The sequence below is a fragment of the Rhodococcus sp. MEB064 genome (assembly GCF_000834565.1).
Lineage (GTDB): Bacteria > Actinomycetota > Actinomycetes > Mycobacteriales > Mycobacteriaceae > Rhodococcoides.
Genome location: NZ_JXQS01000018.1, coordinates 295636 through 305943 on the forward strand (window position 1 = coordinate 295636; position 10308 = coordinate 305943).

Sequence of the window (10308 nt, forward strand, 5' to 3'; positions counted from 1 at the left end):
GCACACGTTAACCGGTCGTACGGACCGCCACGAGGATGTCGTCGTCGATGTGCGGGGTACCGGGGGCCTGCGGTGCCGGCCGCGGACGCGTCTCGTCGACCACGATCGTCCATTCGGCGGGGTCCAGGGACTGCGCGACCGAGGAAGGACTGTGGAAGTCGGCGGGATCGAACCCCGCCCAGCGGTGTCCGGGCGACGGGGTGTGGCCGACCATGAGCAGCGTCCCGCCGGGCGCGACGGTGTCGACCAGTCGCGCGAGCCCGTCCGCCGGCCCGTCCCGCAGGATGCCGAAGTAGTGCAGCGTCAGCAGATCCGTGGAGTGCGGCGGCAGCGGATCGGTCAGCAGGTCCTGTGCCATCCAGGTCACACCGTCGTGCAGTCCGCGTGCCCGCTCGACGGCGACCTCGGAGATGTCGACTCCCGTGACGGTCCAGCCGCGCTCGGCCAGCCATACCGCGTCGGCGCCCTCACCCGATCCGACGTCGACGGCACGTCCGGGGGAGAGGTGCTCCGCGTACTGGACCAGGGTCGGGTTGGGATTGCCGCTCCACCGCTTGTCCGACTCCCGGTACAACTCGTCCCAGAAGTGCCCGTCCAGCGCCGGACGGGGACGCCCTGCCTGGACCGCCTGGTCGAACTCCTCGGCGATGAGGTTCGCGTTCACATGAGCGCCGGCGAGGGCTCCCTGCGCGGTGGAGGCGATGACCGTGGCCGACGGGTCGGTGACGTTGCCCGCCGCCCACACTCCCGCCACGGTGGTGGCTCCGAAGGAGTCGACCTCGACGACGTCGCCGAGGCCCGTCGCGTGCGGCACGGTGGTGAGGCCGAGTGATCCGAGAAGTTCACTGCGAGCGGTGAAGCGCAGTCCCACGGCGAGAGCGTCGACCGCGACCTCGGTCCCGTCTGCCAGGCCGACCGCACGGAGACGATCCTCCCCGGCGAGCAGCGCGGTGACCTTCTTCTCGACGATCTCGATGCCGCGCGCGGTGAACTTCTCGCGATCCTCGTCCGCCAATGGTCCGCCGTCGGTGAAGAAGATCAGATTCTCACTCCACTGCCGCCACATCGAGGCGTGATGGACGCTGAACGGCCCGGTGCTCAGGACACCGATGCGGCGATCCTGGATCTCCCACCCGTCGCAGTAGGGGCATTGCACGACGTCTCGGCCCCAGCGTTCCGCCAGACCGTCGACGGGCGGGAGCAGATCGGTGAGACCGGTCGTCACCACGATGCGCCGCGCCGAGAAGGTGCGTCCGTCGTCCGTGGTCGCGGTGAAGTGCCCGACGTGACCGCCGAGTGCGGTGACCGTGGCGTCGACGACGGTGACGTCGTACCGCTCGAGGTCGGCGCGGCCGTTCTTCAGGTAGTCGAGCGGTGAGGTGTGGTCCCGACCCAGCACGCCGTGCATGTGCGAGGCAGGTGCGTTGCGAGGAGTTCCGTTGTCCAGAACCAGGACTCGCCTACGGGCACGGCCGAGCATGAGTGCGGCGGACAGTCCGGCGGACCCGCCGCCGAGGACGATGACGTCGGCGTCGACGTGGTGGTGTGAAGTCATGCGGACACTGTGCGCCCGAGTCTGCGGATTTGACAAACATATTTGCTGAAACTGCAATAAGGGGCATGGACGACTTCGACGGAGTGATCAGTGCGATCGGTCCACGCCTGCGCGCTCTGCGCATCGCGGCGGACGTGACCCTCGCGGCGGTGTCCGACCGCACGGGCATCCCGGTGAGCACACTCTCCCGTCTCGAGTCGGGACAACGTAAGCCCAGCCTGGAGCTACTGCTGCCGTTGGCCAAGGTGTACGACGTTCCCTTGGACGACATCGTCGACGCCCCGGAGACGGGGGATCCGCGTGTGCAGTTCACGCCGGTCACGACGAACGGCGTGACCGTCGTTCCGCTGACGCGCCGGGCGGGCGGGTTACAGGCGTTCAAACAGATCGTCCCCGGAGGCCGCTACGAGGAGAACCCGACGTTGGGGTCCCACGAGGGGTACCACTGGATCTACGTGCTGAACGGGAAGCTTCGACTCATCCTGGGAGACAAGGACTTGGTGCTGGGTCCGGGCGAGGTGGCCGAATTCGACACGCACCTTCCGCACTGGTTCGGTAGCGCCGACCGTCGGCCCGTCGAGTACCTGGGAATATTCGGTCCGCAGGGCGAGCGGATGCACGTGAAGGCGACCTACTCGGGGCGCTGAGAGTCCTCGTGCTCCGGAATGTGCAGGAGGCGTCCGACGACCTCACCCATGAGTTCCGGAGGCACCGTTCCCGGCTGAGCGAGTTCCTCGACGGCGAGTCCGTTGCTGAGCGCCAGGATGACGAACGTGACCCACTCGGCGGGCACGTGCAGAGTCGCGCCGGCGCTCTCGGTGACACTGACGACGGCGTCGGTGACCGCCGCACGGAGTTGTGCCCGGTGCTCGGCGAACCGGGCGCCCACCTCCGGGTCGCGTAGCGCTCTCGACCAGTAGTCCATGAACAGCAGATGCCAGTCGCGGTTGTTCGAGATCGCTTCGGTGAGCCGGGTACTGAGCACACGCTGGGCATCGCGCAGGTCGGACGGGAGTTCGGCGAGCAGGTCGACCGACATCCGGGCCCGGCCGAGCACCTGCCGGTCCATCAGTTCGTAGAACAGCCCTTCCTTGGAACCGAAGTTCGAGTAGACCGCGCCCTTGGTGAACCCGGCCTGCTCGGCGATGGCATCGAGGGTGGCGTCGGCGTACCCGCGTCGACCGAACTCCGTCATCGCGGACGCGATGATGCGCTCGCGGACCTCGGCGCGAGGGGGGCGGGTGGTCGGTTCGGCGCTGCTCACTCGGGAAGAGTACCGCTCGATACCGACGGTATCGAAAATTCGGATCGCCGTATACGGTGAGCTCATGGGGATACGAGAGTGCGATGTCGTCGTGGTCGGTGCAGGTCTCGCGGGGCTGGTCGCGACCGCGGAACTGGTGGCGGCCGGCAAGCGCGTGATCCTGCTCGACCAGGAGAACGAGGCAAACCTGGGAGGACAGGCATTCTGGTCGTTCGGTGGCCTCTTCCTGGTGGACAGTCCCGAGCAGCGTCGGCTCGGCGTCAAGGACTCGTACGAACTCGCCCTGCAAGACTGGCTGGGATCCGCAGGATTCGACCGGCCCGAGGACGCGTGGCCACGGCAGTGGGCCGAGGCGTACGTCGCGTTCGCCGCGGGGGAGAAGCGCTCCTGGCTGCGCGAGCGGGGCTGGAAGATCTTCCCGGTCGTCGGGTGGGCCGAACGCGGCGGCTACGGCCCCACCGGACACGGCAACTCCGTGCCGCGGTTCCACCTCACCTGGGGCACCGGGCCGGGACTGGTCGAGATTTTCGAGCGTATCGTGCGCGAGGGCATCGACCGCGGCAGCGTGGTCCCAGCCTTCCGGCACCGCGTCGACGAGGTGGTGGTGACCGACGGCGTCGCGACCGGTGTGCGCGGCGCTGTGTTGGAACCGACCGACGTCGCCCGTGGCGTGTCGTCCTCGCGAACCGTCATCGGAGACTTCGAGATCCGTGCCGGTGCGGTGTTGGTGACCTCCGGCGGCATCGGCGGCAACTGGGACCTGGTGCAGAAGAACTGGCCGAAGCGCATGGGCCGCACCCCGTCTCACATGCTCTCGGGCGTACCGGCGCACGTCGACGGTCGGATGCTGGAGATCTCGCGTGCCGCGGGCGGCAACATCATCAACGAGGACCGCATGTGGCACTACACGGAGGGCATCACGAACTGGGATTCGGTGTGGCCCAACCACGGCATCCGCATCCTGCCGGGTCCGTCGTCACTGTGGCTGGACGCATCGGGTCAGCAGTTGCCCGCACCGTTGTTCCCCGGCTTCGACACGCTCGGAACTCTCGAACACATCGTGTCGACGGGACACGACTACACGTGGTTCCTTCTCGACCAGAAGATCATCGAGAAGGAATTCGGTCTTTCCGGCCAGGAGCAGAATCCCGATCTCACGGGTCGTGACCTGCGCAAACTGCTCGAGCGCGTGCGCCCCGGCGCCCCCGGTCCGATCGAGGCGTTCAAGCAGAAGGGCGTCGACTTCGTCGTCGCCGACACCGTTGCCGAACTGGTCGCCGGCATGAACAAACTCGGCGACGTCACGCTCGACGCCGCCGAGGTCGAGAAATTGGTCGTCGCGCGAGACCGCGAAATGGACAACGACTTCAGCAAGGACCTGTCCGTGTCGGCGATCCACGCCGCGCGCAACTACCGCGGCGACCGCCTGGCGCGGATCGCCACGCCGCACAAGCTGCTCGATGCGTCCGGCCACGCCGCAGCAGGTCCGCTCATCGCGGTGAAATTGCACCTGCTCACGCGAAAGTCGTTGGGCGGGTTGCAGACCGACCTGGACTCCCGAGTCCTGCGCCCCGACGGCACGCCGTTCCCCGGGCTGTACGCAGCGGGTGAGGTCGCCGGTTTCGGAGGCGGCGGTGTCCACGGGTACCGCTCGCTCGAAGGCACGTTCCTCGGAGGATGCATCTTCTCGGGACGAGCGGCCGGCCGGGCGCTGAGTCGGTAGACAAGGTTCTACTCGAGACCCCACTGCACGGCCACGGAGACGCTGACGGTCTGCTGCCCCGGTTCGATGGGCACCGCGGACGAGGCGGAACTTCTGTCGAAGCTCGGCGCCGACTCCTGACCGGTGATGTTCTCGGTGATCGATACGACCTTCCCGAGGTCGTTTCCGGCCAGCGACGCGTACTGCTCGGCGCGGTCGCGAGCATCGGCGAACGCCCGAGACCGGGCGTCGGCGATCAGGTCGGAGTCGTCGTCGATACGGAACGACACCCCGGACACCCGCGTGGTGTTGCCGCCTGCCGTCGTCGCATCGCCCAGAACCGACGACGCCTTCGACAGGTCGCGCACCGTCACCTGCAGAGTGTTGGTGGCTCGGTACCCGGAAATGGTCGAGGTGCCACCGGAAAACCCGTCGGAGTACTGCGGGTCGATCGACACCTGCTGCGTCTGGATGTCCGCGCGGTCGACACCGGCGGCGGAGATCGCGTCGGTCACGGCACTGACCGCGGTGTTCGCCTCGTCGATCGCCGTCGTGACGTCGTCGGCCGTCGTCTCGACTCCGATGCGAGCAGTCAGCGTGTCCGGAGTGCCCTGGACTTCGCCGACTCCGTTGACGTTGATCCCGGCCGGTGTGCCGGTCGCCGCCGTCCCCGCCGAGTCGGTCCCGCATGCTGCGGTCACGGAGACTGCCGCGAGGAGGACGGCCGATGCCAGAGCCTTCGAGGCCCGTGGGTTCCAGTTCATCGGGTCAGTGTCCACGACGGGACCGGCGTCGACCGTGGAACGTGGTCAGACCGACGTCCCCGTCTCCTCGGTGAGCGCGCGGAACTCCGTTCCCTCGCCCGCGAGGCCCGACAGCATGCCGTAGTAGATGCCTCGCGCATCCGGCGCGACGACGGCCTGGTGGATCGGAACGGCCAGTCGCGGCGAGACGGCGCGGAGGAAGTCGATGCCCTCGCCGATCTTCATCCACGGGGCCGCTGCGGGAAGTGCGAGCACATCGACCTCGACGTCGGGAACGAACAGCGAGTCGCCGGGATGCATCAGCTGCCCCGGCTGATCCGGCGTGCCCAGGAGGTACGCGATGTTGTCGATCAGCGGGATGTCCGGGTGGATCGTGGCGTGCGTTCCGCCCGCACCCGTCACCTGCACGCCGCCGATCGAGAAGACGTCGCCTGCGTTGACGGCGGTCCATCCTTCCCCGAGCTGGTCCGCGGTCTGCGGGTCCGCGTACAGCGCCGCGTCGGGGTTGGCCTCGAGGAGGGCGGGCAACCGATCGGTGTCGACGTGGTCCGCGTGCTGGTGCGTGATCAGGATGGCGTCGAGGCCGGTGATGCCCTCGAATCCGTGAGAGAAGGCGCCGGGGTCGAACAGCACCGTCGATCCCGCCATCGACACCTGAATGCACGAATGTCCGAAGTGAGTCAGCTCCATGGTTCCCCAGTATGCGCCGGATTCGTGGTGTGGTTCAGGACTGGGTAAAGTGCCTGCTGGATCTGCCCTCTCAGCTAGGAGCTCTCACGTGGCCCGTGTGGTTGTCGACGTCATGCCCAAAGCAGAAATTCTCGACCCCCAGGGACAGGCCATCGTCGGTGCGCTGCCGCGACTCGGCTTCGCCGGTGTCTCCGACGTCCGTCAGGGCAAGCGGTTCGAGCTCGAGGTCGGCGACGATGTCGACGACGCGACGCTCGACCAGATCGCCGAGACGTTCCTGGCCAACACCGTCATCGAGGAATGGAAAGTGACCCGGCTGTGAGCGCGCGAATCGGAGTCATCACCTTTCCCGGCACGCTCGACGACATCGATGCGTCGCGTGCTGTCACGCTCGCCGGCGCGGAAGCCGTTGCCCTGTGGCACGGCGATGCCGACCTGAAGGGTGTCGACGCGATCGTCGTTCCCGGTGGGTTCTCCTACGGCGACTACCTGCGCGCCGGCGCCATCGCACGATTCGCGCCCGTGATGGGCGAAGTCATCGATGCTGCCAAGGGTGGAATGCCGGTTCTGGGCATCTGCAACGGCTTCCAGGTGCTGTGCGAGGCGGGACTTCTTCCCGGTGCGCTCACGCGGAATGCCAACCTGCACTTCACCTGTCGGGACCAGTGGCTGAAGGTCGAGAGCACCTCGTCCGCATGGTCGTCCCGCTACGAGGCCGGTGCCGAGATCCTCGTGCCGCTCAAGTCCGGCGAAGGTCGCTTCCAGGCGTCCGAGGCCGTGCTCGACGAGCTCGAGGGCGAAGGACGAGTGGTGTTCCGCTACAGCGGTGACAACCCGAACGGCTCGCAGCGAGCCATCGCGGGGATCTCGTCCGCCGACGGCCGCATCGTCGGCCTGATGCCGCACCCCGAACACGCCACCGAGGCCCTGACAGGCCCCAGCGACGACGGGCTGGGCATCTTCTACTCCGCCCTCGACGCCATCGTCACTGCCTGACGGTCACCGCCCAGGAATGCGGCGGAAGGTCGCCGTGGACACCGTCCGCGGCGGCCACCACGTCACCCTTCGCTCGGCGGATCGGTGACTCACCGAGATTGAGGGTGAGCGCCAGTGTCGTCGAGCCGTCCGTCGCGCTCAGCGTCATGGTGGTGTTGGTCAGCGTCGACACCTCCACCGGCGCGTGGTGAAGCCACGGGAATCGCCGCCGCATCGAGATCAGTGACTGGTGGACCCGGTAGTGCGGCCACCCGTACGGCGCGAGGTCGTCCGGGGTGGCAGGGAATTGCGGCCTGATGGCGTCGTCTCCGCCCACTCGTTCCTCCTTGACGCCCCGGAAGCCCTGTTCGTCGCCGTAGTACACCGACGGTGTGCCGGCGACGAAGAACAGCAGTGCCGTCGCGATGTCGACGTCGCGGTCGTCGTCGAGAGTGGACGCGATGCGGGTGACGTCGTGGTTCCCGACGAACGTCGCGGGAACGAACGTCGGCAGAAGCTCGTCGTGCCGACCGAGGGCATGCGCCAGTTCGAAGAAGTTCGCGTCCTTGATGGCGCTCCAGGTCGCCTTCCACAGCTCGTACTGCGTGATCGAGTCGAGGCCGGACCGCCGTACGTAGTCGGCGTAATCGCCGTGGATCATCTCGCCGACGATCCAGGCGTCCGGATGTGCCTCGCGGACGCGGGGCAGTACTGCCGCCCAGAAGTCGGGTGAGACGGCGTACGCGGCATCGAGCCGCCACCCGTCGATACCCCGTGCGAGCCAGTGGTTCATGACGTCGACGACGTAGTCCTGCACCGCCGGATTGGCGTGGTTCAGCTCGACGAGGAGATCGTGGCCCTCGAACGCGCGGGGTCGACCGTCCGACCAGGTGAACCATCGACCGGATTCGGAGTCGGGTCCGTCCTTCTCGGCAGCGACGAACCGCTCGTGGCCGCGACCGACGTGGTTGAAGACGCCGTCGAACAGGACGCGCACGCCCTTGTCGTGCGCCGCGGTGACGAGGGCGTCCATGTCGGTCTCGCTACCGAGGCGTCGATCGATCGAGAAATGGTCGATCGTGTCGTACCCGTGGGTCTGCGACGCGAACACCGGACCCAGTGCCAGGCCGTTGCATCCGAGCTCGAGAACGTAGTCGAGCCAGTCCGTCACATGCTCGAGCCGGTGCTTCCTCTCGTCCACCGCGTCCGTCTCGGCTCCGACGAAACCCAACGGATAAATCTGCCACCAGATGACGTGTTCGACCCAGTTCTGCACTGCCGACCCCCTCTTTCACTCGTGTCGACGACAGTATGTCGACCGGCGGTCTGCTTGTGGTTATCCACTATCGAAGTTGAGTTGCACGGTGACATCCACCATGCGTAACTGGCAGTGACGGACATCCGTTCGTCATCCTCGCGCCAAAGGAGTCGCCATGTCCTCCGACCTCACCGATCTGCTCGATCTCTTCCAGAATCTGTCCGGCATCGTCGATGCCCTCGGTTCCATCTTCGACGGTCTCAGCTTCTTCAGCTGATCGGGGTCCGTCGAGGCAGGTGAACGGCGTTCCGTGGTCCATTGTTCACGGCCGGTTCCGGTCCATTGATCTGCAGTGTGTGGTAGCGGAGTTGCGGGAGGTTCAGGAGTCGACTCGTGAGTCGATTCCTGTCACTGAATTGGGACCGTTCCCGGGTTGCGAACCCTTACATTGTATGGATTACTAATGGTGCCGGGCATAAAGCCCGCCGACCTCACAAAGGGAGAACATCATGCTTGACCTCGCGAGCTTCGTCGATTTCCTCGGTGCACTGTCCGACATCTTCGGTGGTGCCGGAAGCTTCCTCGACGGACTGAGCTTCTTCAGCTGACCCACGACTCACCGGTGATGCCGGGCCCACCCTCGCGGTGGGCCCGGCATTGCTGTCTCCGCACCTTCTCTCTCTACGATCGGTGACCATGGCGTCTCTCACTTCCGCGACCGCGGCCGGACTCTGCTCCTTCGTCGACGCGTCACCGTCGCCGTTCCACGTCGTCGAGACGGTGGCCTCGGAACTGGCGGCACACGGGTTCACCACCGTTGCGGAGACGGACGCGTGGCCCTCCGAGCCCGGCAGGTACCTGGTCGTCCGCGGTGGTTCGATCATCGCCTGGTCCACCGAACGCGCGCCCGACGCGGCGTTCCGCATCGTGGGCGGGCACACCGACAGCCCCAACCTCCGCGTGAAGCAGAACCCCGACCTCGACGTCGCCGGCTGGCAGATGGTCGCGCTCGAGCCGTACGGCGGCGCATGGCTCAACTCGTGGCTCGACAGGGACCTCGGCATCTCCGGGCGTCTCGGCGTCCGCGACGGCGGATCCGTCCGTGAGGTACTCGTGCGCGTCGACCGGCCGATCCTGCGCGTACCCCAACTGGCGATCCACCTGTCCGAGGATCGCAAAGGCGTGCACCTCGACCCCCAGAACAACGTGAACGCGATCTGGGGCGTCGGACGATCACCCCACTCCTTCATCGGGTTCCTTGCCGACGAGGTCGGTGTCGACCCCGGCGACGTACTCGGCTGGGAATTGATGACCCACGACCTGAATCCCGCTGCGGTGGTAGGACTCTCGGACGACCTCGTCAGCTCGCCCCGCCTGGACAACCAGGGCACCTGCTACGCCGGAACCGAAGCGCTGGTCGTCGCAGCCGCCCAAGCCGACGACTGCATCCCCGTGCTCGCACTCTTCGACCACGAAGAGGTCGGCAGCATGTCGGACCGCGGCGCATTCTCCGATCTGATGAACACGGTGCTCGAACGCATCGTGCTCGCCCGCGGCGGTGGCCGCGAAGAATTCCTGCGCGCAATGGCCGGGTCGATCCACGCGTCGGGCGACATGGCCCATGCCACGCACCCCAACTACGTCTCCCGGCACGAGCCCGCGCACCGCATCGAGGTCAACGGTGGTCCGGTGCTCAAGGTCAACCAGAACCTGCGCTACGCCACCGACGCCGCCGGTTCCGCGGCCTTCGCGTTGGCCTGCGAGCGCGCCGACGTCCCACTGCAGCGGTACGTCCACCGGGCCGACCTGCCGTGCGGTTCCACCATCGGCCCCATCACCGCCTCACGCACCGGCCTGTCCACCGTCGACGTGGGCGCGGCGCAGCTCGCCATGCACTCCGCTCGTGAGGTGATGGGTGCACACGACGTCGACATGTACGCCGACGCCTTGGCTGCGTTCCTGGGGGCCTAGGCGCGGGCGCCGGGCTCGACGTGGTGCGCCGGGCGCTGCGCGCGGCGGTCTCCGCAGGGTGCACGCTCTTTGCCAGCATCGTTGTGAGACATGTCGGCGCGGGTGCGGGGAGATGAGTGATCATGATCG

Annotated in this window: 10 protein-coding genes; 5 read left to right on the plus strand and 5 right to left on the minus strand. The window is 67.1% G+C overall.

Annotation, left to right across the window (positions count from 1 at the left end; translation table 11 throughout):
- Window positions 1-7: 7 nt before the first annotated feature.
- Complete coding sequence (locus RU01_RS10790; RefSeq protein WP_042574501.1) at window positions 8-1555, minus strand: FAD-dependent oxidoreductase; 1548 nt, start codon at window positions 1553-1555, stop codon at window positions 8-10.
- Window positions 1556-1620: 65 nt separating this feature from the next.
- On the opposite strand from RU01_RS10790, the gene RU01_RS10795 reads away from it, so the two are divergent.
- The gene (locus tag RU01_RS10795) at window positions 1621-2202 is read left to right on the plus strand and encodes a helix-turn-helix domain-containing protein (RefSeq protein WP_042574502.1); all 582 of its coding nucleotides are present in this window, start codon (window positions 1621-1623) and stop codon (window positions 2200-2202) included.
- Here RU01_RS10795 and RU01_RS10800 read toward each other — a convergent pair.
- Window positions 2187-2819: a TetR/AcrR family transcriptional regulator gene (locus tag RU01_RS10800; protein ID WP_042574503.1), complete on the minus strand. Its 633-nt coding sequence runs from the start codon at window positions 2817-2819 to the stop codon at window positions 2187-2189. The genes RU01_RS10795 and RU01_RS10800 overlap by 16 nt on opposite strands.
- Window positions 2820-2883: 64 nt before the next feature.
- Here RU01_RS10800 and RU01_RS10805 point away from each other — a divergent pair, with 64 nt between their 5' ends.
- Window positions 2884-4542, plus strand: coding sequence for an FAD-binding dehydrogenase (locus tag RU01_RS10805; protein WP_042574504.1), 1659 nt, complete (start codon window positions 2884-2886; stop codon window positions 4540-4542).
- Between the two features lie 8 nt (window positions 4543-4550).
- Here RU01_RS10805 and RU01_RS10810 read toward each other — a convergent pair whose 3' ends face one another.
- Window positions 4551-5285: an SIMPL domain-containing protein gene (locus RU01_RS10810; protein WP_042574571.1), complete on the minus strand. Its 735-nt coding sequence runs from the start codon at window positions 5283-5285 to the stop codon at window positions 4551-4553.
- 45 nt (window positions 5286-5330) lie between these two features.
- Window positions 5331-5975, minus strand: coding sequence for an MBL fold metallo-hydrolase (locus RU01_RS10815; RefSeq protein ID WP_042574505.1), 645 nt, complete (start codon window positions 5973-5975; stop codon window positions 5331-5333).
- A gap of 88 nt (window positions 5976-6063) precedes the next feature.
- Here RU01_RS10815 and purS point away from each other — a divergent pair, with 88 nt between their 5' ends.
- Together purS and purQ are read left to right on the plus strand one after the other, a co-directional pair.
- Window positions 6064-6297, plus strand: coding sequence for a phosphoribosylformylglycinamidine synthase subunit PurS (gene purS / locus RU01_RS10820; RefSeq protein ID WP_027504302.1), 234 nt, complete (start codon window positions 6064-6066; stop codon window positions 6295-6297).
- On the plus strand, window positions 6294-6971 hold the full coding sequence (purQ, locus tag RU01_RS10825; RefSeq protein WP_042574506.1) for a phosphoribosylformylglycinamidine synthase subunit PurQ: 678 nt from the start codon (window positions 6294-6296) through the stop codon (window positions 6969-6971). Before purS ends, purQ begins: the two co-directional genes overlap by 4 nt.
- Here the strand turns inward: purQ and RU01_RS10830 are convergent.
- A complete protein-coding gene (locus tag RU01_RS10830; RefSeq protein ID WP_042574507.1) occupies window positions 6961-8226 on the minus strand; it encodes an alpha-amylase family protein in 1266 nt (421 codons plus the stop codon). The genes purQ and RU01_RS10830 overlap by 11 nt on opposite strands.
- Before the next feature lie 678 nt (window positions 8227-8904).
- On the opposite strand from RU01_RS10830, the gene RU01_RS10835 reads away from it, so the two are divergent.
- Window positions 8905-10179: a M18 family aminopeptidase gene (locus RU01_RS10835; protein ID WP_042574572.1), complete on the plus strand. Its 1275-nt coding sequence runs from the start codon at window positions 8905-8907 to the stop codon at window positions 10177-10179.
- Window positions 10180-10308 lie beyond the last annotated feature (129 nt).

Excerpts from the sequence above, each read along its gene's own strand:
- RU01_RS10810 (WP_042574571.1), bottom strand. The coding sequence starts at position 5,285 with ATGAACTGGAACCCACGGGCCTCGAAGGCTCTGGCATCGGCCGTCCTC.
- RU01_RS10815 (WP_042574505.1), bottom strand. The coding sequence starts at position 5,975 with ATGGAGCTGACTCACTTCGGACATTCGTGCATTCAGGTGTCGATGGCG.
- RU01_RS10790 (WP_042574501.1), bottom strand. The coding sequence starts at position 1,555 with ATGACTTCACACCACCACGTCGACGCCGACGTCATCGTCCTCGGCGGC.
- RU01_RS10795 (WP_042574502.1), top strand. The coding sequence starts at position 1,621 with ATGGACGACTTCGACGGAGTGATCAGTGCGATCGGTCCACGCCTGCGC.
- RU01_RS10835 (WP_042574572.1), top strand. The coding sequence starts at position 8,905 with ATGGCGTCTCTCACTTCCGCGACCGCGGCCGGACTCTGCTCCTTCGTC.
- RU01_RS10805 (WP_042574504.1), top strand. The coding sequence starts at position 2,884 with ATGGGGATACGAGAGTGCGATGTCGTCGTGGTCGGTGCAGGTCTCGCG.